Origin of the sequence: Mesorhizobium alhagi CCNWXJ12-2 (assembly GCF_000236565.1) — a bacterium.
GTDB lineage: Bacteria > Pseudomonadota > Alphaproteobacteria > Rhizobiales > Rhizobiaceae > Allomesorhizobium > Allomesorhizobium alhagi.
Window position 1 is genome coordinate 1 of sequence record NZ_AHAM01000080.1, and the last position, 24,440, is coordinate 24,440.

Here is a 24,440-nt window from a genome sequence, read left to right on the forward strand (position 1 = left end):
TCTAGGCTCGGGCGTTCGAAATTTCAAACTACACATCAGGGCAGACCACGATCTCAAGCGTCCGGTCCCGATCACGCCCAGAACAAAAGGCCAATCACCAGCAACGCGATGACGATCAAAAGGCTCCAGAGCTGCCATGATCTCATGCGGCGGAAGGTGAACGATTCGCGCGCGAACCGGTCAGGATCATCTCGATTGTTCGCCATTGCATCACCTCATTGATACTTCCCATGATTGGACGGATAGTGTTCAACGCGGGCGCAACCCCGAAGGTTTCAGAGACCGAAGACAGGCCGTTCAGTTTTCCTGCATGAAAGTCATCGCGGCACAGGCTGGATGAATTGCGGGCTGGCTTGTGTCATGAGTCCGCCTGTCCGCCTCCGGCCTTGGACCTATATCGTTCCGTATGGATGTCCGACGACAGGGCGTGAACCTTGCCAGCATCCGGTGCTGGGCACGAATCTTTGTGCTGATGGTGATGGTGCTGGCCGGTGCCCTTGGCTTGGTGACCTCGCATGCGTCGGAAAACCGCCTGGCCGTTGTGCTGAAGCTGGAGGGCGCCGTCAGTCCGGCGACCGCCGATTATATCACGCGCGGTCTTCGGCAGGCCGAGGAGCGTCAAGCGGAACTGGCGGTCCTGCAGATGGACACGCCCGGCGGTCTCGACACGTCCATGCGTGAGATCACCCGTGCAATCCTTGCCTCGCCTGTCCCGGTGGCGAGCTTCGTCGCGCCGAGCGGCGCGCGGGCCGCCAGCGCCGGCACCTATATCCTCTATGCGAGCCACATCGCCGCCATGGCCCCGGGCACCAATCTCGGCGCCGCGACTCCGGTCGCCATCGGTGGCGACGGATTTCCGTTCGGCGGCGATGAAGAGGCTGACCAGGAGCGCCAGGACGAAAGTCGCGACCCTGAGGGAGATGAATCGGCGGGAGAGCGGCAGTCTCCACGCAACGCCGGTGAAGCAAAGGCGATAAACGATGCAGTGGCCTATATTCGGGGATTGGCGGAGCTGCGCGATCGCAATGCCGATTGGGCGGAAAAAGCGGTGCGCGAGGCGGCCAGCCTGTCGTCTACGGCCGCGGCACGCGAGAACGTCATCGACTTTACCGCCGCTACAGTAGACGAACTTCTCGCCAAGGCGAACGGCCGCACCGTGCGAGCCGGCCAGACGACCGTCACGCTCGACACTTCCGACCTCTTGGTCGAGGAGGTGGAGCCGGACTGGCGCGCCCGGCTTCTCGCCGTCATCACCAACCCGAATGTCGCGCTGATCTTCATGGTGATAGGCATTTACGGGCTGATCTTCGAGTTTCTCAATCCCGGCGCAATGGTGCCCGGAACGATCGGCGGCATCAGCCTGCTGACCGGGCTATACGCACTCGCGGTGCTTCCGGTCAGCTATGCGGGGGCCGGCCTGATAATGCTGGGCGTCGGCCTTATCGTTGCGGAAGCTTTTGCGCCGTCTTTCGGCATCCTTGGCATCGGCGGCACCGTCGCGCTGGTGCTGGGGGCCACCATTCTCTTCGACACCGACATACCCGGTTTGCAGCTGTCCTGGCCCGTGATCGGCGGCGTTGCGGTCGGCAGCTTGGCGCTCACCCTGTTGATCGTCCGGCTGGCATGGACTTCGCAGCGGCGCAAAGTGGTCACAGGCGCCCAGCGCCTGGTCGGCGCGACCGGCACCGTTGGAGACTGGAACGGAACTGTTGGGCACGTGTTTGTAGAAGGCGAACGGTGGAACGCGGTTTCCTCCCGTCCCTTGGTCCCCGGCCAGGAAGTTCGCGTCACTGCGCTAAACGGCCTGACCCTCGAAGTCGAAACCCGGGACCTGCACGACGCGCAGCGACTGCGCTAAGGCGCGAGAGGAGAGACCAATGGATATTTTCGGCGATTTTGCCTTCTATTTGATGCCTATTCTCATCCTGCTGATCGTCCTTGCCTCGGCGATCAAGATCCTGCGGGAGTACGAACGTGGAGTTATCTTCACGCTTGGCCGCTTCACTGGTGTCAAAGGACCCGGCCTGATCCTGCTCATCCCGTTTGTGCAGCAAATGATTCGTGTCGATCTGCGCACGCTGGTGTTGGACGTACCCACTCAGGACGTCATCTCGCGCGACAATGTTTCGGTCCGTGTCAACGCAGTGATCTATTTTCGGGTGATCGATCCTGAAAGGGCGACGATCCAGGTCGAGGATTTCATGATGGCGACGAGCCAGCTCTCGCAGACGACGCTTCGGTCCGTTCTCGGCAAGCACGATCTCGACGAGATGCTGGCCGAACGCGACAAGCTCAATAGCGACATTCAGGAGATACTTGATCTTCAAACCGACGCCTGGGGCATCAAGGTCGCGAATGTAGAGATCAAGCATGTAGATATCGATGAATCTATGATCAGGGCCATTGCCCGCCAGGCCGAAGCCGAGCGAGAGCGGCGGGCCAAGGTCATCAATGCCGAAGGCGAGCAGCAGGCTGCGCAGAAGCTGTTCGAAGCCGCCGAAATCTTGGCAAAGCAGCCGCAAGCCATGCAACTCCGCTATCTAAGCACGTTAAATGTGATAGCGGGCGAGAAGAACTCGACGATCGTCTTTCCCTTCCCGATGGAATTTGCAAACCTCGTGCCCGGCATGAAGGACCAGCATCCGAAGTAGGAACCGGCCGAGACGCGGAACTCCTGCCAGTTCGTCGGCCATTCATGGAGGCACCTGATCATGCGAGAATGGGCGCTGACAGAGGGCAGGCTCAGGATACTGATCCTGTTGGCGGCGACCGCCCTAGGGCTTTATCTGTGTTATCTGTTGGCGCTGCCCTTCCTGCCTTCATTGACCTGGGCGCTGGTTTTGAGCGTGATGCTCTTGCCGATGCATCGCCGGATCGAGGCGCGCACCGGCCATGCCAATCTAGCGGCCGTTATATCCGTCATCGTGGCGGCGAGCGCAGTGGTCGTTCCTGTGCTCTATGTGGCGCAGAAACTCGTCGTCGAAGCGGTGGAAGGCGCCGTTTACCTGGAAGGGCAGCTTCGCGGCGCAGAATGGCGCGATGCCATTGATGCCTATCCACGATTGGCAAGAAGCGTGGAATGGATCGAGGAACAATTGGACTTCACCGGAGCCGTTGCAAACCTCGCGCAATGGCTCACCGTCCAGAGCACCTCGTTGGTGCGAGGTTCGGTCAATCAGCTGCTCAATTTATTGCTAACGTTCTATCTGCTCTTTTATTTCCTGCGCGACAGGCAGCGAGTCTGGCAAACGCTGGGCGACTTTTCTCCGCTTTCCCGTGCAGCGACTGAGCTGGTCGCGCGCCGGTTCATGGATACTGTCCACGCAACGATCTTCGGCACGCTTGGCGTTGCCGCCGTGCAGGGGACGCTGAGCGGATTGATGTTCTGGTGGTTGGGCCTACCGCTGCCGATATTTTGGGGCGTAGTGATTGGGTTGCTCGCCATCGTGCCCGTGCTGGGCGCGTTCGTCGTCTGGGTGCCAGCGGCTGTCTTTCTGGTTTTCGAGGGCCATTGGATAAAGGCTCTGATTCTCGCGGCATGGGGCGGCATCATCGTTGGCGGTATCGACAATCTTCTCTACCCGGTCCTGGTGGGGAACCGGCTGAAGCTTCACACGGTCCCGGCGCTGATAGGCCTCATTGGAGGCATAATCCTGTTCGGCGCCTCAGGGCTTGTCCTCGGACCAGCCGTGATCGTCGTCACCTTGGCCCTGGTGGAAATACTCAAGAGACATTTCCGCCGTGAAACCATCCGGCACGACAACGTGTCGCGACGCCGGGCGAAACCGAAGCAAAGCGGTGAGACGAACCCGCGGACTTGAAGCATCAAGGGCCGGGACGCCTGCGGTTTATTGTGAGGCCTCGATTCCGAGTTCAGAGGCCTTGGCCTCGAACTCATCCTTGATCTCGTTGAGCGTCGGCAGGTTCAGCGCCTTCAGGTCGGCATGCACTTTCTTGGCCGGATCGGAGTTGAGGTCACGCTTGAAATTCTTGACGACATCCTTGGCCGAACCGTAGCGCTGAAAGCGCTCTATCTCGGCTCGCGTAGCGTCCTGGACATCCTTGAGCTTCTTCCTTTCTGCGTCGGAACGGCCCTCCGGCCGAGCCTTCATTACGGGATCGAAAGCGCGTTCGATCAGAAATTCCACGAGCTGTCGCTTCGCATCTGATGCCATCGGTGTCGTCCTCCTCGGCTGCGACTTCGGCTACTGAAACGCTTTGGCCAAGGAATCCGCCGCTCTCCGGGATTACCGGAGTCGAACTGAGATTATTGCTGGGCCAGACGAACGCATCCTCGCGCCGGCATTCGACTTTCAGTTTCGCCTGCTGCTCCACGTCCCGAAACGGACGGTACTCCGGATGGTTCCGCGGAGTAATTCGAACCCGCGATCGGCTTTTCCGGGCGAGCCGAGCGTCGGGGCTGGGTTACTCTTCCGCTGCGTCGAACCTGCCTGTACAGCACGGTCCGGCAGGACCGCTGGTGTGATTTCCATGCGGCGCAGTAATAGCCTCGCCGAAAACCACTCAGACGAACGAGCAGCGCGTGGAGGCTATCGGGGGAATGGTGAGACAATTGGATCTTCATCCTTGCGACGGCGATACTCGTCTCGCGCATCTTCATCCCATGGGTCGGCGGAGTCGTTAAAACCAGCCCATCCGTCAGCTTCAAACTCGCGTCTAAGGGCAGCAGTATCGGATGATTGGCCCAAGATCGCCTGCGCGGCATTCGCCTGTGTCTCGTCAACACGGGCGATCACCAGTGCGTTGCCCCGTCTGAGGCCCTCTGCATAGACATGTGCTTCCCGTTCATCGACGCCTGCATCCGTCAACGATCCCAGAAGACCGCCGAGGGCGCCTCCGGTCGCTGCTCCTATCAAAGTGGTCGCCAGCCAACCGGCGCCGACCACCGGGCCAATGCCGGGAATGGAGAAGGATCCGAGGCTCGCCAGAAGGCCGCCAATGCCCCCGACCGCCGCCCCGACGCTTGCGCCGGCTACCGTGGCGCCGGCGCCTTGCGTTCCACTTGGACTGCTTCCGCTGGGCGCCACGATACTGATGTCCCTGCTTGGAATCCCGGAATCTTCCAACTCCTCAACCGCCAGGCACGCCTGATCATATGTGTCGTAAAGCCCGCTGATCGTTCGCATTTCAGCATCCTTTTCTTCCAACGGCGATTCGCGAGCGGCTCCTGGGCGGCAAACCGGAAATGACAAGAATCGTTCCAATCAGCGTGCTGAGATGCGTAGAAAACGCCTTGTACGATGCATTGGGCAGGCTAGGTCATTTGCAATAGCTGCCTTGTTTCGACGCGTTGTCCAGGACTGTGCGGTTAGCGTTGTCGGCTTCACGTTAGTCTGGAGTCGCGCCTAGTCGTGAGTAAGCACCGCCACGTGCCACCAGCTCATCATGTGGACCTTGTTCTACGATGCCCGTCTCGTCGACCACGACGATGCGATCGGCATTACGGATCGTCGCCAGCCGATGCGCGATCACCAGTGTCGTTCGGCCTTGCGCAAGCTCTGCCAGCGACTGCTGGATCTCGCGCTCCGTCTGCGTGTCGAGCGCCGATGTTGCCTCGTCCAGGATGAGGATCGTCGGGTTCTTCAGGAACATGCGCGCGATCGCCAGGCGCTGTTTCTGACCGCCCGACAGTTTTACGCCGCGCTCGCCGACGATCGTATCGAGACCTTCCGGCAGGGAAGCGATGAGTTCGTCCAGGTGGGCGCGGCGCGCTGCCTCGACAATGTCGCTTTCCATCGCGTCCAGCCGGCCGTAGGCGATGTTCTCGCGGATCGTGCCGCCAAACAGGAACACGTCCTGCTGCACGATGCCGATCTGGCCGCGCAACGAGGCCAGCTTCATATCGCGTATATCCAAACCGTCGATCGTGATGGCGCCGCTATCGACCTCATAAAAGCGCGGCAGCAGCGAGCACAGAGTCGTCTTGCCCGCGCCGGACGGCCCGACGAAGGCGATCGTCTGTCCCGCCGCGATGTCAAGGTTGATGCCCTTCAAAACCGCCCGTTCGCCGCTGTAGCCGAAGGTGACATCGCGGTAGCTGATGTCACCTTTGAGCGCCGGTGCTTCAATTGCCCCAGGCCGATCCGCGATGTCCGGCTCGGTGTCGAGGAGAGCGGTATAGCGGCGGAAGCCGGCAATGCCCTTCGGATAGGTTTCGATCACCGAGTTGATCTTGTCGATGGGCCGGAAGAAGACGTTGACGAGGAGCAGGAAGCCGACGAAGCCGCCGCTTGTAAGTTCGCCCTGCAGCACGAGATAGCTTCCGGCGATCATCACCACTAGTTGGATCAGCCGCATGCTCATGTAGCTCATCGACGTGCTGGCGGCCATGATGCGATAGGCGTCGAGCTTGGTCTTGCGGTAGCTGGCGTTGTCACGGGCGAAGAGATTGCGCTCGTGGTCTTCATTGGCGAAAGCCTGCACCACCCGCATGCCGCCGACATTCTCCTCGATGCGAACATTGAAGTCGCCGACCCGCCCGTAGAGCGCCTGCCAGTTGCGCGTCATGCGCGCGCCATAGCGGCTTGTCACCCAGGCGACGAGCGGAACGATTGCCGCCGTTATCAATGCAAGCTGCGCATTAACGAAGAACATCAGCACGAAGGCGCCGATGAAGGTCATGATGGCGATGAACAGGTCTTCCGGGCCATGATGGGCGACCTCGCCGATCTCCTCCAGATCCTTGGTGACCCGGGCAATGAGGTGGCCGGTCTTGTGGTTGTCATAGAAGCGGAACGAGAGCTTTTGCAGGTGATCGAAGCTCTTCCGGCGCATCTCGGTCTCGATGTTGATACCGAGCATATGGCCCCAGTAAACCACGACCGCCATCAGTCCGGTGTTCAACACATAGACGGCAAGCAGGCCGGCCGACGCTGCGAGAATCAGCAGCCATTGGTGAGTCGGAAGCAACTCGTCGACGAACACCTTGACCGCCATCGGAAACCCGAGTTCCAGCATGCCGGACAGAACCGCGCAGCAGAAATCCAGGATGAACAGACCCTTCCAGGGGCGGTAGTAGGAGAAAAATCTACGAAGCATTGGGAGCTTTTCTGGATCGAAGGTGTGGATTGCCAAGAGCATGGCGATGCAGGGCGACTGCGGGCGGTATCACCTTCCAATTTGAATAGGCCCGGAACAACACCGCTGCAAGGCAACTGCCTCAAGGCTGACCTTGCCTGGACGAATAGCTTAGGATAACTTGAGTTGAAAAATCATGTTATGAGGTCCTTATGCTGACTGCAACCACGCGCTGCGAAACGCCGAATGCGGGCAAATATCTCCAGCAGCTCTGCAAGCATTTCGCGCACAAGGTTGAGGTCGCCTACGGTGATGGCCACGGGCAGTGCCGTTTTTCCTGCGGCACGGCTACGATGAATGCCGGCCTCAAAGAGCTGGATATAACGGTGGAAGCGGCCGACACCGGCGCATTGACCGAGACCAAGCAGGTCGTCGAATCGCATCTCATCCGGTTCGCCTTCCGCGAAAATCTCCAGCCGCTGGCGTGGCACGATTGAAGCGCCTGTTTTCGACACGGAGCATGCCCATGAGATGGCTCAAGTCGGTCCTGGCGCTGCCGGCGCTGGCCCTTTTCCTCGTTCAGGCGTTCGCAACCGAGATCGAGACTGCGAAAGGCCCGGTAACCTTCGGCAAGACGCCGCAAACGCTCGCCGTGTTCGATATTGCGGCAGTCGATACGTTGAACAGCCTGGGCGTGAGGATTACCGGCTTGCCCGAGAACCTCTATGTGCCCGAACTTGCCGGATTGAAGGGTGACGCAGAAATCGTGGGCACCATCTTCGAGCCCGACCTGGAGGCTCTGAGCGCACTGGCGCCGGACCTCATCATTGTTGGCGGACGCTCCTCGCCGCAATTGGCGGCGACGAGCCGGATCGCGCAGACCATCGACATGACGATGGACGGCGATGACCTGTTCGCGCAGGCAAAGCAGCGCCTGACGGCTTACGGCGCTCTCGTTGGCAGGCAGGCCGAGGCCGCCGCGCTTGCTTCGGAACTTGACGCCGCCCTCTTGTCGACGCGTGCCGCCGTCAAGGGCAAGGGCACGGCGCTGATCCTGATGACGAGCGGTCCGAAAGTGACGGCCTACGGCAAGGATTCGCGCTTCGGCTGGGTGCATTCGGCACTCGAGCTTCCGCCTGCAGTCGAGAATGTCGAGGCCGCCACCCACGGTGAAGCGATCTCGTTCGAGTTCCTCCGTGACGCCAATCCGGACTGGCTTATCGTGCTCGATCGCGCCGCGGCGATCGGTTCGGGGGAGCAGAATGCCATGGCGACGCTCGACAATGAGTTGGTTGCCGAAACCACGGCCTGGAAGAAAGGGCAGGTAGTCTACATGCCGGCAGCCGATTTCTACATCGCTGCAGGCGGCGTCCAGGCGACGAAGCGCGTGCTTGAGACCATTCGAGACGCTTTCTCGCAGACCCAATGACCGCCGGATCCGTTGGCTCTCAAGGCTTCGCTTATCAGGCAATCGGCGCCGCGACCCTGCTGGCGCTCTTTGTGGCCAGTCTGTTTGTCGGCGTTAGCGAGCTTACCGTAGGCAGTCTGGCCTCAGACCCGGAAGCGTTGCGGCTGATCATGATCAGCCGCCTGCCGCGTACTCTGGCCGCGCTTCTGGCCGGCGGCGCATTGGCCATCGCAGGGCTTGTGATGCAGACACTTGCCCGCAACCGTTTCGTCGAGCCGTCGACGGCTGGAACCGCGCAATCCGCGGCGCTCGGCATTCTGGTCGTGACGCTCGTGTGGCCAAATGCGTCGCTTGGATGGAAAGCGCTCGGCGCCGCCGCGACCGCTCTTGCCGGAACATCCATTTTTCTCATGCTTGCCCATAGGCTGCCGCCAACGCAGCCCTTCCTCGTTCCGCTGTTCGGACTTGTCTATGGCGGCATCATCGGATCTGCCGCTACCTTTGCCGCGTGGCATTTGGATCTCCTGCAATACCTCGAAGTGTGGATCACAGGTGAGTTCTCAGGCGTCCTGCGCGGGCGCTATGAACTGTTGTGGGTTGCGGGCGCCCTGGTCGCGCTGGCTTGGTGGACGGCCGACCGTCTGACGATCCTTTCGCTGGGTAAGGACGTCAGCATCGGGCTCGGCCTGAACTACGCCGGCATGCTGCGGCTCGGCCTGGTCATCGTCTCGGCGATCACCGCTCTGACTGTGGTTGTTGTCGGGACAATCCCTTTCGTGGGACTGGTCGTTCCGAACATTATGTCGCGCTTCGCCGGCGAAAACCTGCGCCACACCTTGCCATGGGTTGCAGGCGGTGGTGGGGCGTTGGTGCTGGCCTGCGACATCCTTGGCAGACTGTTCCGCTTCCCCTACGAGGTCCCGGTTGGCACGATCCTCGGCGTCGTGGGGGCGATACTTTTCCTGATGCTCCTGCTTGGCCGGAACGGCAATGACTGAAGTCGCGATGGAACGGGGCTTGGTGCGGCCCGACCGTCGTCTCGCCGTGATGGCGGCGGTTGCGCTGCTGGTCGCAGTGGCGTTCATGACGATAGGCCTACGCGGAAATTTCGCCTTCGTGATCGAACTGCGTGCAGTGCGGCTGGCGGCGATTGTTGTGGTCGGCGTGGCGGTGGCGGTTTCGACGGTCGTGTTTCAGACCGTTTGCGCCAACCGCATCATCACTCCATCGATCATGGGGCTGGATGCGCTCTACGTCTTTTGCCAGACCGCGCTTGTTTTTGCGCTGACCGGTTTCGGCTTTGCCGGCATCGATCCCCGCCTGCATTTCCTCGGCAATTTCACGGCAATGACGTGTCTCGCGCTGCTGCTGTTCCTGCCCATGCTTCGCCGGCGTTTCGACCTGACGCTGATGTTGCTGACCGGCGTCGTGCTGGGCGTGCTGTTCCGATCGCTGACGACCTTGCTGGCGCGCCTGCTGGATCCGAACGATTTCGCGGTGCTGCAAGGCGCAGTCTTCGCAAGCTTCAATACAGTGGAGCCCGGTCTCCTGCTGTTGGCTGGCGTGATCACCGTGGCGGGTGTCGCCACCGCCTGGCGGGCGCGACATGTTCTCGATGTGCTCGCGCTGGGCGCCGACACAGCCATCGGGCTCGGCGTCGCGTGGCGCGGCACGGCTGCCGGGCTCCTGGTTCTTGTCGCCGCGCTCGTTTCCGCGTCGACGGCGCTGGTCGGTCCGATGGCGTTTCTGGGGCTGCTGGTGGTTTCGCTCGCCGAACGCATCGTGGGCACCGGCCGGCACGCCATTCTTCTGCCGGCAGCCGCGTTCACGGCGATAATCGTGCTCGTGGGCGGCCAGATGGTCCTCCAGCATGCTCTCAGCGGCGAAGGCAGCCTCGGCATCGTCGTGGAATTCGTCGGCGGCATCGTTTTCCTAGCCCTTCTGTTTGGGGGTCGGCGTTGATCGAGATTGCAGGCGTCTCCCTGGCCCTTGGCGGCAACCGCATCCTGGATAATGTCAGCCTGACAGTTCCGAAGGGCGGGGTCACGGCGCTTGTCGGCCCGAATGGCGCCGGCAAGTCCAGCCTGTTGTCGCTGATCGCCCGCCTGCAGCCGCTGCAACGCGGCCGCATCACGGTCGACGGACTGCCGGTCGATACGACGCCGAGCCGGCAGTTGGCCAAGATCATGGCCATCCTGCGACAGGATCCCGGCATCGCAAGCCGCTTGCGCGTCGTAGAGCTGGTGGGTTTTGGCCGTTTCCCGCATCACCGCGGCAGGCTGACGGCGAAAGACCGCGAAATCGTCGCGGCGTCCCTCGAACAGTTCGATCTCAGCGATCTGGCGCAGCGCTTCATCGACACCTTGTCGGGCGGTCAACGGCAGCGCGCCCTCGTAGCCATGACCTTCTGCCAGGGGACGGACTACATCCTTCTCGACGAACCGCTGAACAACCTCGACATGTTTCATGCAAGGAATCTCATGCGGACGCTGAGACATATCGCCGACGAGCACGGCAAGACGGTGCTCATCGTGCTCCACGACATCAATCACGCAGCCGCCTATGCCGACCATATCGTCGCGATGAAGGACGGCGCCGTTGTCGCATCGGGCGACACCAACGCCATCATACGGTCAGACATTCTGGAGAGCATTTTTGGCTTTCCTATACAGGTTGAGCGGATAGCCGGCCGGTTGGCGGTCCTGCACCACATTTAGGCGCGCGCTTCGTGTGTTCTGAAGAACACAACGGTTACAATAGCTTGCTTAAACTGGATTTTTTTTATCAACTTTATTGTCGAGTCCGCCCCGATGCGTTAAGTCAATCCTGGGCGGCGCGCTTCTCGCGCCCGCCGGGGTCACAGTCATCGAGGGGAAATCAGTTGATGTCATCCGATACTCTGCGAGCGCTTGCCGTCAGCACCGCGATGTCCACTCTCTTGTGTACCGGCGCAATGGCGCAGTCGGACCCCACCCGGAAAGCGGAAGCCACGACGACTTCCACCCAAGAAGACGAAGACACTCAAGCTCCCGATGGAGTAACGCAACTCGACACCATCATCATTGTAGACGTGGGTGCGGGCGCTGACGCTACGGCGGGCGCCGATGTGATCATCATCGACCAGCAGGAGATCGATCGCAAGAAACCGCAGGACTTGAGAGAAGTCTTCTCCGGTGAACCGCAGATCGCCGTCGGCGGGGCGATCCCAAGCACGCAGAAGATCTACGTGAACGGCATCGACGAGAACAATCTGGCCGTGACTGTCGACGGGTCGCGGCAGAACAACAAGGTTTTCCACCACAATGGCACATACCTGCTCGATCCGGCGCTCTTGAAAGCGGCGTCCGTGCAGGCGGGTGTCGCGCCAGCCGACGCCGGCCCAGGCGCGCTGGCCGGCTCGCTCGGCTTCGAGACCAAGGACGCTGCCGACCTGCTCGAACCAGGCCGCAATTTCGGTGGTTTCGTCACCGGTATCTGGGACACCAACAGCGAAACCTACGCCACCGGCGTGAGCGCCTTCGGCCAGCAGGGCGGCTTCGAATATCTCGGCTACATCAATTACAGCAATGGCGGCAACTTCACCGCCGGCAACGGCGATGAGATGCCGGGGACGGGCACGGACCTGATCAGCGGGCTCGCCAAGATCGCCTACGAAAGCGTCGAGGGCCATCGCTTCGAACTCAGCCACGAGCAGGTCCGCGACGACGACCTTCGTCCCTATCGCGCCAATGTCTATATCAATCGGCCGGGGCGGGAACCTGAATTGCGGAATTACGATCTGCGCCGCCAGAACACGGTCTTTACCTATACCGACACGTCGCCGGAAGGTTGGTGGGACCCCAAGATCGTGCTCGCCTACAGCAGGACCCAGATCGCCACACCTGAGTATTTCTTCGACGTTGTTTCGCCTACGGAAGGCGCGACCAGCAGCTTCAACGGCAAGGTGGAGAACAGGTTTGCGCTCGACATCGGCAGTGTCACTGCCGGCTTTGATTTCTACAACGACAAGGCCGACTTGGAGTATCGCAACCCGACGGAGCCGTTCTTTACGGACGAGCGCGCCACAAACATCGGCGCCTATGCGCAAGCGAGGCTGGAGCCTTTCGACCGCACCCGGATTTCGTTTGGCGGACGCGCCGATCATCAGTGGTTCACCGGCGTCGACGATTCGGATTGGAACAATGCTGGCGTGAGCGGCAACATCTCCGGCGAATATGACCTTGTGCCGGAATTCCTGACCGTCAAGGCCGGCACCTCGCATGTCTGGGGCGGTGTTCCACTCGCGGAGAACTTCATCCAGAATCCACTCTGGACCTATGGGGATGGCCCCGAACCGGTCACCTCCAACAACTACACGGCCGGTCTTGAGGCTTATTACAATGGCTTCACCTTCGAGGCGAACGTCTTCCGCACCGACATAAGCGATGCACGCTTGCCGGTGTTCGGACGAGGCGCGCCGGTCCCGGAAGTGACGTCGATCCGAACCCTTGATCTAGTCTCCGAGGGTTGGGAAATCGGCGGGCGCTATGATTGGGATGCCGGCTTCGTCAGCGTGAAATACGCCGACATCGATGCCGATGTCGACGATGTGCCTGCCGATTCCGAGATCGGCCGCTACCTGACGACGCCGCTCGGGCAGATCATCATGATCGGCGCCGGCTATACATTCGACGATTGGGGCATTGAAGTCGGTGGTGACATCGAAATCGCTTTGAAGACCGACAGGACCCTGGTGAGGCATCCGACCGATCCGGAGAGCGCAAAGAAAGAACTTCCCGGCTATGAGGTGGTGAATGCCTACCTCGAGTGGACGCCGCCTTCGAGGCCGAACTTCACGCTGCGCGCCGACGCTCTCAATATATTCGATGAGAACTACACGGATCGCGCCGCCTATGGCCAGGACTTCGACGGCGTGGATCCGCACTTCGATCCCGGCCGCTCGTTCCGGCTGAGCGCCACAGCGCGGTTCTGACCCCGAGCGCCACCGCAGTTCTGACATCGAAAAGGCCGGCGCGGGAGTGACCTGCGCCGGCCTTGGAATTCGCCTCGAAACGCGGTGGCTTTACGCTACGCCGGCGCGGATCGGCGCATCTCGATCGGCCTCGAGAAGACGCAAATTGCGAGCGTCGTTGGCGAGTATGTTGAAGCAATCGCCGCCGAACCATTCGAGGGAGGCGTCAACGTCGTCATGCTCGAACAGTTCATCAAGGAACCCCAGATAGTCCACGACACCGTCGAAAAGCGCGGTCATGCCCGTCCGCTTTCCTGCCGCGGCATAGACGTTTGCCGGTTCGAAGACGCCTAAGTCGGCGCGCGAGCGCACATTCTTCAAATGATAGTGCCGGATATGCGGCAGGAGGGCGCGATGCGCGGCGACCGGATCATCGCCGCCTTCCCAGATGTGCAATGTGTCGAAGTTGATCCCGAGCGCCGGATGATCGATCTCCTCGATTAGGCGCTGCGTGGACGACAGCGTATCGGCAAGCGTTTCGGGATGCGTCTCGACCAGTATCTGGCAGCCCTGATCCTGCGCAATCATGCAGGCATCCTTGAGCCGGGCGGAAAGCCGCCAGCGGCCTTCGGGCGAGATGTCCCGGCTTGCCGATTTGCCAGCGAACGTTCGCACCTTGCGAGCGCCCCAGCGGCCGGCCAGGCGGCAGAGATTCGACGTGGCATCACGCAGCGACGCCAGATCCTCATCGAGAGGCAGGTAGTCGCTGAGCATCGGAACGGAAAGGCCGAACGCCGCCATCCACTCGGCGTTGCGGTCGGTCATATGCTGCATGTTGCGCGCATGCGCCGCCCAGAGCTCGATGCCCTGGAAATCGTTCGCCGCCGCCCATCGCGCGATGTCCTCCAGCGACAGCAGGTGATGGCGGAAGGTGATCGTACAGAGCGACAGTCTCATGCGACTGCGTCCTCCAGATCGTGGCGCGGAGCGTGCAGGAGGCCGCGTGTGTCGCACCACAAACGATAGGTCTGGGCGAGGCGGCGCTTGAGGTCGCGTTCCATCGAGTCCAGTACATCGAGTTTTTCAAACACCCGTGCCGCCAGGGCATCGGAGCCTGTCTGGCCGAGCTTCATGACGACGTAGTGAAGCGCCTTGAATTCCTGGATCAGCGCCTCGATGTCGTCACAGATTATGTCGAACTCGGCGTTCGAAAGCTGCAGCGATCGCCAGAAGAAGGCAAAGCCATGCTCCAGCCCGTATTTGCGGATCGAGATGACCGGCAGTTCGCGCAGGGCCCTCGACAGGTCGGCCAACGTCACGCCGTCGCGACCCTCGACATGCGCGCGGACGATCTCGCGCGCGGCGCTCGTCAAAAGATTGTCGTCCTCGTGAAAACAGGCAAGGAAGTAGTCGCGCAAATCGATAGCGGACGGTTTCCTGATATCGGCGGCGTCGAAAATAAAGCCGCCCGCAACGGTTGGCCGCATGATCGCATTGATGACTTTCTGCTTCTCGATCTTGCCTTCCCAGCGGAAATCCGGGTCTCGAACCATCCACACCGCAGGGTCATCGGTGTTCTCCAGCATCAGGTAGTGTGGGAACGGGTTCTGGTTGAACTTGTTCTCGCGCTCGGGCAGATGGAAGAGGTCGAGCATGACCATCAGGTACTCGCTCTCCTTCTTGTGCTCCAAAAGCTCCAGCATCGCCGCCAGGTTCTCTTCCTTAGTAGCCTCCGGCTGATACCATTGGCGGACCTTGGGGCCGTACAGGCGCTCGAACCAATCGCGGAAGAAGTCGTGGTTGATTTCAGCCGCGTGATACGCCAGCCGCCAGCTTCGATCGACGGCGAAGCCCGCATCCCAGACGCCAAAGAAGAACGGCCGATGATCAAGCTGCTTTTGCTTCACTGCATGGCAGACACTGCTGACGAAGCAATGAACCTTGATGTCGACGTAGTCCTCCCCATGCACGCCGATCCGCTCGGCCGCTTCCCTTTCGGCGCGGGTGAAGACCAGTTCCTTGGCAGGCTCCACCTGGTTTCGAGTGGGGTCGGATGCTTCGACGAACAGCCGCGCCAGATCGTCGACAGTGTCGAGGTCCTGACGGCTGATGACCTCCTCAGGCAATTCGACGCCATGGTCGAGTTCGATAGCGAGCATGATTTCGAGGATGAGCACGGAGTCGAGATAAAGATCCTCGTTCAGCCGCGCCTGTGGCGAGAACAAGTCCATGTGCTGGTGGTTGAGCTTCTCGCGCAGGATATTCTCTATCGCGCCCAGCACCTGATCATAAGTCATCACGCAGCCTCCGTCCGCGCTGCTGCGAACTCGCCGGCGTCGTAGCGGGCGGCCACATCGCGCCTGCTTATCTTGCCGTTCGCCTGACGCGGGATCCGCTCCACCTGAAGGATTTCGGTTGGGATCTGGTGTGCCGCCAGCCGCTCGGCGCACCATTGCCGAAGCAGCGCCCGGTCGACAGCATGCTCGGCGCTGAAAAGAAGCGCGACACGCTCGCCCGCGAATGCATCCTGCTTGCGGAAAACAACGGCGTCGCCGATGCCGCCGAACGTCATGACGATGTCTTCGACTTCCTTCGGATAGACGTTGAGGCCGGAGACGTTGATGAGGTCGTCGAGACGCGACAGGAAGACCAGCATGCCGTCGTCGCGGCGGTAGCCGAGGTCCCGGGTTTCCACCACCATGCCCCCGCGCTCGACAACGATCTCCTTCGGATCGCCGTCAGTGCCGGCGTCGCGCAACCAAAACCGCGGCAATACGTAGCCGACTTCATTTGCGGCCTGCACGTCCGGGTTGATCGCGATGCAGCCCGCTTCCGAGCAGCCATATTGCTGGAACATATGTCTGGACTTGTTCCGGATCTGCCTGAACCAGGATTCGGGCAGGAGAGTTCCGGACGTCATCGTTGCGTGGATCTGGTCGCCGGCCGGCAAAAGCCTGGCAAGCGTATGCAGGATGGCCGGCGACGAGATCAGATAGGGCCGTTCCGTTTCGCGCAGCTTGCGCAGCAGGAATTTGGGGTTCCCGGTGTCCAGTATGGCGGGCGTCTGGCCGCGCTTCAGCGCCACCAGTATACCGCAGATCAGCCCATAGGAATGAGTGGTTGGGCAGGCTATCAGCGGTGTCATGTCCCGCGGCTCGACGAACGACGACACGTAGCTCTCGATCTCGTCGTCTATGTCGCCCCACGAACGGGCGATGCACTTCGGCTCGCCGGTCGTGCCGGAACTCATCTGCAGCAATTGCCCCGTTGCGCTTGCGCGGTCCTCGGTGATCGGTTCGCCTTCCAGCCGGTTGTAGAAGAGCCAGTTGCATTTCGCCGTCTCGGCCTGCCGGCGCGCCGCTGCGTAAGGTGTCGAGGAATGCAGCGGCAGGACGCTGACTCCGGCCGCGCGCGCCGCGAAGAAGAAGGCCAGCCAGTCCTGCGCTTCGGAGAAACAGACCGCGAAGCGGTCGCCCGCGCGCTTGTCGAACTGCGCGTCAGCGGCAATCCGGTCCACAGCGTCGCGGAAATGGCCCTGATCATAGACTGTGTCGTTGATTCTTATCATGTTTATGCCTCCTTACGCGCCGGCAAGACTGTTCGGGATTTCGTGGGCACATTCGGCGCCAGGCGGCGAAAGCTTTCGCCGGAGCAGTGATTCCGTGCGGATGCGGGGTTGGAAAAGTCCAAGCGCGGCTTGCCGACCCGTCAATCCGAACTGCCGGGCATGGTCCTGCAATCGCCTGCCGACATCCGACCAGAAGCCGGCTTCGTCGAGGCCGTAACTGCGGTGGAGGAGGTGCGATATCTCGGCCAAGTTGTAGACGAACAGGGCATCAAGGAAGAGTTCGCCGAGCAACTCGACGCTCTCCATCCAATAGTATTGGTTAGGCGCGGCGTCGCGATAGGCGGGGTTCAATGCGAGAAAGTCGGGAACCCTGTCTGGATCACTAAGGAAGCCAGGTACGTATTCGACGCTGTCGTGGAAGTCGCGCATCGCAAGCCGGACCGGCCAGCCGTCGCGATGAATGAGGATCAGGTTCTGGCCGTGCGATTCCGTCGCGATGCCATGGCCGACGAGCAGGTGGAACACCGGCATCACCACCGTATCCACAAGCCTGTCGAGCCAGTCTTCCAGCCCGTACCGCTCGATCCAGTTCGCAACGAACGGCCGGCCGTCGCTCTCCATGGTCATCAGCGCGTTGAGGGGCGCCGCAGCTTCGCCGGGCTTCAGGCAGGCCGTCACGTTTTCGCGCCAGATCGCGGCGATCTGTCCGGCAAGCTGACCGTCCCGATCCGCAATCGTGCCGGCATATTCGCTGAGGATCGTGAGCGGGTAACGTTCCTCAAACACAGGATCGCTGGCGACGATGTCCTTCAGCCATCGGCTGACCATCGGTGCGCTGCACACAGAATGCGGTTCGATGATGCGCTTGGCCGATGAGTTGACGAGATTCATCGGCAGTTTGAGATTGGCGCGTTCCGGGTGATCGCGATTGAAAAGTGTTCGCACGGATTGGCTGGCGGTGTAGCGATCTCCGGCCGGGCCGAGGAGCCCGGCTGAGCCTTCCGCAAGCCAGCGCGACAATTCCGAATCCTGCAGCGCTCGCAATTGCCAGGGGTGCAGAGGCATCAGGCCGAACCGCCTTGCATCGTCGCCGAACCGGGCACGGCGCTCATCCAGGTCCGAATAGGTTTCGGCGCCGAGTTCGTTCGTCCAGAAGACCTGCTCGTCCGTGGGAAACGCCGCGTGCAGGCGTTCAGGTGCGACCGCCAGCCAAGCCAGCTGAAATGCATTGCCCGCTTCCGGGCCGTAAGCCGCATGGTCGGCAAAGTCGAAGCCGGTGCGCGCCTTGAAACACGGATGATACGGATGGCCCTCGTCCGTCGCGCTATCCAATTGTGCAAACGGCAAATCGCGGCGCGGCCGGGGCGGTAGGTTCGTAGCGTTCCAGGCGCTGAAGCCAAGCGTCTGCTCCAACTCGAATGTGAGCTGCGCCCGTCGTTCGGGACAGGCGTTTGTGCTCGCCAGAAGATCGCCGAGGGTCGCCGGCCGCCACTGGCCGCCGTGACCTTGCTCGAGCGTTTCGGGGGCGATCCTGACCCGGCCGAAGGCGCCGATCGAGCCCTCGCAGCGTATCCTGGCGTCGTCCTGGCGCCATTCGAAGCGGCATTTGCCGCCGCGTCGCGTCACCTCGCAATCGACCAGGCCTTCATAGACCAGAGCTTCCGCAAGCTGGCGCATCACGCGCAGCTCGGGAATGCCATGGAGATCAAGAGGCAATGGCATGCGCCTGCTCCGCGGCGATGAACAGCCCTGCGCGGCTCAGCGGATTGGGAAAATGCGTGTAGATCGTGCTGCCACCGTCGGCCAACTCATCGACATCCTGCAGCCGGATTGCGAGATTGGCCTTTGCGGTGATGTTCGGCTTGTCCAGCAGGCCGGTCACGAATTCCCCGCCCGCGCCAGTGAGCTCTCCCGCAAGCTTCTTGAGCCGCGCGCGCAGGATGCCGAGCAGTTCGGCCTCACTCGCCAGTCCGTCATGTCCGGCACGCGCGACGACTGAGAATATCTGGTTGACGATGAGGTAGTAGGAAAACCGCTCACGAATTTCGCTGTCGTCGAAGAAGAGGCTGCGGATCTGAACGATTTCGGGCACCAGACCATACCATCGCTCCTTGAAGCTGCTCGAAAGGTAGAACCCCTGGCTGTCGCGATAGAGATATCGGCTCGGGAGCCCCTCCCGTGAAAGATCGAGCAGGCTGTTTTGCTGATGCGCCTCCAGCGCGACCCCGAACCTGTCGTAGAGCCGGACCAGCGGGTCGAGCGCGCAGTCGAGATAGCATGCGAACCAGCGGCGGCAAGATTCCTCAACGGAAACATCTTTATCGCGCGCGACACGTCGAACGACGCTCTCGAGCAAAGATACCCCTCCGGGAAGCGGCTCGGCCGTCAGCGCCGAAACGGTTATAACCAGATCGCCGGCGCGATGTCGGAACGGATTTTCGCGGAAGATGACTTCAAATCCGCTCTCCGCCTGTCCAGGGATATCCAGCGTCAGATATGCGCTGTCGTGGAGAAAGCCGAGGCGCGAATCGAAAGTGTTGATCCCGGCGCGCTCGAACAGGCACGCCAGCGCTACACCGGCCTCCAGCTCATGCCGCCTGTTCACGCGCTTTGAGTTGGTGATGCGGACAGGCAGCGAGAATTTCGGCATCCACGCGGCGTCCTCGCAATAGACGGTGCGTACAGACGAGGTCGCCGTGAACAGGGGGCCCGCCGGTCCAAGATGGCGGATCTGTCCCGAGGCCATGAGTGACCGCACTTTCGGGTCGAGCATCAATGCCTCCGCTTGTAGTGGATGCATTGGCATGAGCATTTCGCCATCGCCGGTGTTCATTTTTCCGGCGTCATTCGCCAGCAGCGATTCGACGATAGGCTCTACCGCCATGCCGGCGGAATCCTCGCGGACGAGGTGGGCGGCGGCGGCGAAATAGGTCAGCTGGAAACCGCCGCGCAATTCGGGGGCATAGGCGGTCTGCTGCCAATTCGTCATGCCTTGAAGACTTTTGGGCGTCGGATGCAGCGGATGCCCGAAATACAAGGATTGTTCCGCAGCTATAAAGCCTGCCGCTGGGGGTGCTCGATCGGCGGCGTCGAGATAACGTTTCGTCGCCTGGCAGCTCTGAATGATCCGTTCGAGAAGCTCTACCTCGACCTGTCGGTGCATGGCCGATCCAGCTTCTCGGGCCCCCAGCACAAGCAGATGCACGGCCAGGATCGGCTCTATCTCGTACCAGCTTCCACCGACATCCTGGCGCATCCAGATTCGTCCAAAGAGGTGCATTCCGCAAAGCGATCGGGATTTGATTTCGATGCGCAAGACGGCCCGCCGCGACGGGAGCGAAATCTCCACGCAATCGAAATTCCGTTCTCCAACGCGATGGAACACCGGGATCCCGGAATTCAGCTCGCGCATATAGCTGTTGGCGAAAGCTCGAAATGTCGCCTGTTCTGCTGCAATCTGATTCTTGTCGAGCATTCCTGCGGACGCCATTTCATGCAGAGGCCGGGGGCAGGCGCTCGGATCGAATTTTTCAAGTTTTCGAGGACGCCGCGCGTAAAAGGGCCAGCCTTGCTGCGGCCGCGGCTAAACTTAACTATGATTGTCATGTTATCCCGACAGCGCGCGCGGATCAACCCTCCGTTCACGATCAGAAATGAGGTTCTGAGGCCATCCGAGTTAGAAATTTCAAGGTAGCTCGGTTGATGGCGGACTCGCTCGACAATCGCCCAGGCGGGTTCCGCTGATTTTCGGGGAGCGGCCTAGCTCCCGGAACCCGCCCAAGCTTTGCATTGCACGCATGGCTCGCATGCGCCTGCCCCTCTCGCTGGCGGCTCAAAGACATCATATATGCTGCGGTGCACAATCTGAGGGAAAGACCATGAGCAAGATCATTCGCAGCACCGGGATCGGTGAATTCTTCAACATGATGGGCAGCGCGATCAATGCCGCCGCTGCCCTGGAGACAGGCCGCCGGCCGAATGCGCGCGATCTGCGCCGGCTTGGCATCGATCCGATGCGGTTCAACAACGTCAGATAATCCCGAGGCGGACGCCTCGGAAAAGACCCCGACAAATCCAAGTTCTGTTTCGTCGTTGGCCGGCCCGTTCAGGGCCGGCTTTGTTTTATCCGGCCGCAGTTTACCTATCGAGCTACCGCGACACCGCTGGCCGTGATGCTCAGGCCGCCTGCGGCGGGTGCCCGCCGCTGAATCGCCTCCGCCATTTCAAGCCCGACCACTCCTCCGGCCCGCCGCGTGGCCCGGAGTGGTTGCAGGTGTCCAGATGTCGCATTGACACCTCGCTGCTTTCTGGAATTATGTATACCAGAGAGTGAGCGCCAATTGCCGAAGTTCAACGTGAGAAGGCCCTGAAAACTGCTCCATCAAACGAGCCAAAGGGTACCAAAAAGGGGAATGAGAACGGGCAGGTTCCTTGCCGCAAAGGTGGAGCCGCCATGGAAGCTGGAGGAGGAAGGATGAAGATCTGCATCTTTGGCGCCGGCGCGATCGGCGGCTATATGGCAGTGATGTTGAAGCGCGGCGGCGCCGAGGTGTCGCTGATTGCGCGCGGCGCACATCTTGGCGCGATCCAGCAGAACGGCCTCCGGCTCGTCATGGAAGGCGAGGAGATTGTTGAGCGCATGCCGGCCTCCAGCGATCCGCGTGATTTCGGTCCCCAGGATTATGTGATTGTCGGGCTCAAGGCGCATCAGGCGTGGGAGGCGGCCGAGCAGATGATAGCGCTGCTGGGGCCAGATACCGCCGTTGTCACCGCCCAGAATGGCGTCCCCTGGTGGTATTTCCACGGGCTCGGTTCGCAATTTGCGGACCTGCGCCTCGAAAGTGTCGATCCCGGCAGCCGGCAGTGGAAAATTATCGGCCCCGAGCGTGTCATCGGCGCTACGGTCTATCCAGCGACCGAGATCACCGAACCGGGCGTCGTCCGGCATATTTATGGCAACCAGTTCGGGCTCGGCGAACCGGACCGCAGCGACAGCGAGCGGGTGAAGCGGCTGGCGGCGGCGATGGAGGCCAGTGGCCTAAAGCCGCGCTTTTACGACGACATCCGCAACGACGTCTGGATCAAGCTCTGGGGCAATCTCTGCTTCAACCCGATTTCGGCGCTCACAGGGGCAACGTTGGACGTTGTCGCGACCGATCCGGGTACGCGAACGCTCGCGCGCAACATGATGCTCGAGGCACAGGCGATAGGCGAGAAGTTCGGCGCTACCTTCCGAGTGGATGTGGAGCGGCGCATCGATGGGGCGGCCGGCGTCGGCGCCCACCGCACCTCCATGCTGCAGGACGTCGACAAGGGGCGGCCGATCGAACTCGACGCGCTTTTGACTTCCGTGCAGGAAATGGGGCGTCTTGCCGGCATCGCCACGCCTTTCATCGACAGCGTCCTGGCGCTCGCCCAGCAGATGGGACGCGTGAAAGGGCTCTATCCGACATACCCCGAAGGACATCCCGCCGCGCAGCGATTGGCGTCCTGAGTTTCCGCTTATAATCACTCGCGAAGCGGGACCGGACGGTTCCGGCCCGCTCGCAGACCGCGCCGTAACAATGAGAGCGAGATGATACGCGATCGCCGCGCAAAGATCACCGCCACGCTCGGGCCGGCAAGTTCCGACCCGCAGACGATCCGTCGTCTGTTCGAGGCCGGTGTCGATGTTTTCCGGCTGAATTTCAGCCATGGCGGACATGCGGACCACAAGGCGCGTCATGAGGTCATCCGGGCTCTGGAGCGGGAAAGCGGCCGTCCCATCGCTATTCTCCAGGATCTGCAGGGGCCGAAGATCAGGCTCGGAACACTTGCAGGCGCGCGCACTTTAGAACGTGGCGATCGTGTGCGCTTCGTTCATGCGGCGGAGAGCAAGGCGCCGAAGGAATTAGGCCTGCCCCACAAGGAAGTCTTTGAAGCCGTGATGCCCGGCCACCGGTTGCTGATCGACGACGGCAAGGTGCGGCTGGTTACCGAAAGCGTCGGCGACGGCACGATCGAAGCGACCGTGACGGTCGGCGGAGCCGTAACCGACCGCAAGGGGGTCAACCTGCCCGACACGATGCTTTCGCTTTCCCCGATCACCGGGAAAGACCGCCGCGACCTCGAATTCGGTCTTGAGCTTGGCGTCGACTGGGTAGCCTTTTCCTTCATCCAGCGGCCAAGCGACGTGATCGAGGCGCTGGCGCTGGTGGACGGGCGGGCGGGCATGATGTCGAAGATCGAGAAGCCCGCCGCGCTTCAGTCCATATCGGACATCGTTCGCCTTTCCGATGCTGTGATGGTGGCGCGCGGCGATCTCGGCGTGGAACTGCCGCCGGAAGACGTGCCGGCGATCCAGAAGGATCTGGTAGGTCTCTGCCGGCTCGCCGGGAAGCCGGTGATCGTCGCCACCCAGATGCTGGAATCCATGATCCACACTCCGACGCCCACCCGGGCCGAGGCGTCCGACATCGCGACCGCGATTTATGACGGCGTGGATTCGGTCATGTTGTCGGCGGAGTCCGCCTCGGGGAGCTATCCCGTCGAAGCGGTGGAGACGATGCACAAAGTGATCGCCCGCACCGAGCAGCACGAGGCCTATGGGCAACTCCTGCATGCCCTCAGGCTCGACATGCCGAACGACCCGCAACATGCCGTGGGTGCCGCCGCGGCCGAGCTCGCAGAGAGGCTCCACGCGCGGGCGATCGTTGCCTTCACCTCGCGTGGCACGACCGCCTATCGCATCGCCCGGAACCGGCCGGAACACCCGATCGTCGGGGTTACGCCGAATGTGGAAACCGCACGGCGGCTGGCTCTTTTGTGGGGCTGCCACAGCATGACGTCACCGGACATCCATTCACATGAAGAGATGGTCGACCAGGCTCATGTACATATGCGGGAAGCGGGGATCGGCGCGCCGGGGGATACGGTGATCATCGTCGCCGGCGTTCCGTTCGGCCAGGCCGGATCGACCAACATTCTCAGAATCGTCACCCTGTGAGGAAGCTGATGCTAGACATGACATGGCAGATCGGACTGCGGCGGGGGCAGGGCGAATGACGACGCCGCCGATTGTTTTTGTGCCGTCCGAGGTGCAGGCGGGAGAAAGCCGCGTTGCGGCTTCGCCGGATACGGTGAAGCGGCTTGTGGGGCTTGGGCTGGATGTGATCGTGGAGGCGGGGGCCGGCTTGGCTTCGCGCATCACCGACGAGGAGTTTGCCGGGGCGGGCGCTGCGATCGGCAGTGCGGGGGACGCGGCGAAGGCCGACGTGGTGCTCAAGGTGCGCCGCCCGGGCGAAGCCGAGCTGAAGGGCTACAAAAAGGGCGCGGCGGTCATCGCCATCATGGATCCCTACGGCAACGACACTGCTGTCGCGGCACTCGCCAGGGCCGGCGTGACCGCCTTTGCGATGGAGTTCATGCCGCGCATCACCCGCGCCCAGGCCATGGACGTGCTGTCCTCGCAAGCCAATCTCGCCGGCTACCAGGCG

At 61.5% G+C, this 24,440-nt stretch carries 22 protein-coding genes; 13 read left to right on the forward strand and 9 right to left on the reverse strand.

Features of this window, described 5'->3' with window-relative positions:
- Nucleotides 1-71 precede the first annotated feature (71 nt).
- On the reverse strand, nt 72-206 hold the full coding sequence (locus tag MAXJ12_RS39610; RefSeq protein WP_008835893.1) for a hypothetical protein: 135 nt from the start codon (nt 204-206) through the stop codon (nt 72-74).
- A gap of 266 nt (nt 207-472) precedes the next feature.
- Between MAXJ12_RS39610 and MAXJ12_RS10875 the strand changes: the two genes are divergently transcribed.
- The 3 genes from MAXJ12_RS10875 to MAXJ12_RS10885 are packed head-to-tail and all read left to right on the forward strand — an operon-like array spanning nt 473 to nt 3,821.
- The gene (locus MAXJ12_RS10875; RefSeq protein WP_040585790.1) at nt 473-1,858 is read left to right on the forward strand and encodes an NfeD family protein; all 1,386 of its coding nucleotides are present in this window, start codon (nt 473-475) and stop codon (nt 1,856-1,858) included.
- A gap of 19 nt (nt 1,859-1,877) precedes the next feature.
- Nucleotides 1,878-2,651, forward strand: a complete 774-nt coding sequence (locus tag MAXJ12_RS10880; RefSeq protein ID WP_008835895.1) for a slipin family protein — start codon at nt 1,878-1,880, stop codon at nt 2,649-2,651.
- Between the two features lie 60 nt (nt 2,652-2,711).
- A complete protein-coding gene (locus MAXJ12_RS10885) occupies nt 2,712-3,821 on the forward strand; it encodes an AI-2E family transporter (protein ID WP_008835896.1) in 1,110 nt (369 codons plus the stop codon).
- Between the two features lie 27 nt (nt 3,822-3,848).
- Here the strand turns inward: MAXJ12_RS10885 and MAXJ12_RS10890 are convergent, their stop codons facing one another.
- The 3 genes from MAXJ12_RS10890 to MAXJ12_RS10900 all read right to left on the reverse strand — a co-directional run bounded on the left by MAXJ12_RS10890 (nt 3,849) and on the right by MAXJ12_RS10900 (nt 7,059).
- Nucleotides 3,849-4,175 (reverse strand): hypothetical protein, encoded by a 327-nt coding sequence (locus MAXJ12_RS10890; RefSeq protein WP_008835897.1) that lies wholly within the window; start codon nt 4,173-4,175, stop codon nt 3,849-3,851.
- 375 nt (nt 4,176-4,550) lie between these two features.
- The gene (locus tag MAXJ12_RS10895; protein ID WP_008835898.1) at nt 4,551-5,147 is read right to left on the reverse strand and encodes a general stress protein; all 597 of its coding nucleotides are present in this window, start codon (nt 5,145-5,147) and stop codon (nt 4,551-4,553) included.
- A 202-nt stretch (nt 5,148-5,349) separates the two neighbouring features.
- Nucleotides 5,350-7,059 carry an ABC transporter ATP-binding protein gene (locus MAXJ12_RS10900; protein ID WP_008835899.1) on the reverse strand — a complete coding sequence of 570 codons (1,710 nt, stop codon included), beginning with the start codon at nt 7,057-7,059 and terminating at the stop codon, nt 5,350-5,352.
- Nucleotides 7,060-7,250: 191 nt separating this feature from the next.
- Here MAXJ12_RS10900 and MAXJ12_RS10905 point away from each other — a divergent pair, with 191 nt between their 5' ends.
- The 6 genes from MAXJ12_RS10905 (at nt 7,251) to MAXJ12_RS10930 (ending at nt 13,418) form a co-directional block, all read left to right on the forward strand.
- Nucleotides 7,251-7,535: a DUF2218 domain-containing protein gene (locus MAXJ12_RS10905; protein ID WP_008835900.1), complete on the forward strand. Its 285-nt coding sequence runs from the start codon at nt 7,251-7,253 to the stop codon at nt 7,533-7,535.
- A 29-nt stretch (nt 7,536-7,564) separates the two neighbouring features.
- On the forward strand, nt 7,565-8,467 hold the full coding sequence (locus MAXJ12_RS10910) for a siderophore ABC transporter substrate-binding protein (RefSeq protein WP_008835901.1): 903 nt from the start codon (nt 7,565-7,567) through the stop codon (nt 8,465-8,467).
- Nucleotides 8,464-9,444: an ABC transporter permease gene (locus tag MAXJ12_RS10915; RefSeq protein ID WP_008835902.1), complete on the forward strand. Its 981-nt coding sequence runs from the start codon at nt 8,464-8,466 to the stop codon at nt 9,442-9,444. Before MAXJ12_RS10910 ends, MAXJ12_RS10915 begins: the two co-directional genes overlap by 4 nt.
- A complete protein-coding gene (locus MAXJ12_RS10920) occupies nt 9,437-10,408 on the forward strand; it encodes an iron chelate uptake ABC transporter family permease subunit (protein ID WP_008835903.1) in 972 nt (323 codons plus the stop codon). Before MAXJ12_RS10915 ends, MAXJ12_RS10920 begins: the two co-directional genes overlap by 8 nt.
- The gene (locus MAXJ12_RS10925) at nt 10,405-11,163 is read left to right on the forward strand and encodes an iron ABC transporter ATP-binding protein (protein ID WP_008835904.1); all 759 of its coding nucleotides are present in this window, start codon (nt 10,405-10,407) and stop codon (nt 11,161-11,163) included. Before MAXJ12_RS10920 ends, MAXJ12_RS10925 begins: the two co-directional genes overlap by 4 nt.
- A 167-nt stretch (nt 11,164-11,330) precedes the next feature.
- Nucleotides 11,331-13,418: a TonB-dependent receptor domain-containing protein gene (locus tag MAXJ12_RS10930; RefSeq protein ID WP_008835905.1), complete on the forward strand. Its 2,088-nt coding sequence runs from the start codon at nt 11,331-11,333 to the stop codon at nt 13,416-13,418.
- Nucleotides 13,419-13,508: 90 nt separating this feature from the next.
- Here MAXJ12_RS10930 and MAXJ12_RS10935 read toward each other — a convergent pair whose 3' ends face one another.
- Genes MAXJ12_RS10935 through MAXJ12_RS10955 form a run of 5 tightly spaced genes read right to left on the reverse strand, consistent with a single transcriptional unit; the run spans nt 13,509 to nt 20,455 of the window.
- Nucleotides 13,509-14,354, reverse strand: coding sequence for a sugar phosphate isomerase/epimerase family protein (locus MAXJ12_RS10935; RefSeq protein ID WP_008835906.1), 846 nt, complete (start codon nt 14,352-14,354; stop codon nt 13,509-13,511).
- Nucleotides 14,351-15,694, reverse strand: a complete 1,344-nt coding sequence (locus tag MAXJ12_RS10940; protein WP_008835907.1) for a DUF6005 family protein — start codon at nt 15,692-15,694, stop codon at nt 14,351-14,353. The genes MAXJ12_RS10935 and MAXJ12_RS10940 overlap by 4 nt, the downstream gene beginning before the upstream one ends.
- The gene (locus MAXJ12_RS38770; RefSeq protein WP_008835908.1) at nt 15,694-16,965 is read right to left on the reverse strand and encodes an AMP-binding protein; all 1,272 of its coding nucleotides are present in this window, start codon (nt 16,963-16,965) and stop codon (nt 15,694-15,696) included. The genes MAXJ12_RS10940 and MAXJ12_RS38770 overlap by 1 nt, the downstream gene beginning before the upstream one ends.
- Before the next feature lie 12 nt (nt 16,966-16,977).
- Nucleotides 16,978-18,687 (reverse strand): IucA/IucC family protein, encoded by a 1,710-nt coding sequence (locus MAXJ12_RS38775; RefSeq protein ID WP_008835909.1) that lies wholly within the window; start codon nt 18,685-18,687, stop codon nt 16,978-16,980.
- Nucleotides 18,671-20,455, reverse strand: coding sequence for an IucA/IucC family protein (locus MAXJ12_RS10955; protein WP_341872528.1), 1,785 nt, complete (start codon nt 20,453-20,455; stop codon nt 18,671-18,673). The genes MAXJ12_RS38775 and MAXJ12_RS10955 overlap by 17 nt, the downstream gene beginning before the upstream one ends.
- A gap of 388 nt (nt 20,456-20,843) precedes the next feature.
- Here MAXJ12_RS10955 and MAXJ12_RS38185 point away from each other — a divergent pair, with 388 nt between their 5' ends.
- The 4 genes from MAXJ12_RS38185 to MAXJ12_RS10970 form a co-directional block, all read left to right on the forward strand.
- The gene (locus tag MAXJ12_RS38185) at nt 20,844-21,002 is read left to right on the forward strand and encodes a hypothetical protein (protein WP_008835911.1); all 159 of its coding nucleotides are present in this window, start codon (nt 20,844-20,846) and stop codon (nt 21,000-21,002) included.
- Nucleotides 21,003-21,439: 437 nt separating this feature from the next.
- Nucleotides 21,440-22,459 (forward strand): 2-dehydropantoate 2-reductase, encoded by a 1,020-nt coding sequence (locus MAXJ12_RS10960; RefSeq protein ID WP_008835912.1) that lies wholly within the window; start codon nt 21,440-21,442, stop codon nt 22,457-22,459.
- Between the two features lie 81 nt (nt 22,460-22,540).
- A complete protein-coding gene (pyk, locus tag MAXJ12_RS10965; RefSeq protein WP_008835913.1) occupies nt 22,541-23,950 on the forward strand; it encodes a pyruvate kinase in 1,410 nt (469 codons plus the stop codon).
- A gap of 55 nt (nt 23,951-24,005) precedes the next feature.
- Nucleotides 24,006-24,440 (forward strand): Rossmann-fold NAD(P)-binding domain-containing protein (locus tag MAXJ12_RS10970; protein ID WP_008835914.1); only part of this gene is annotated, 435 nt, incomplete at its 3' end.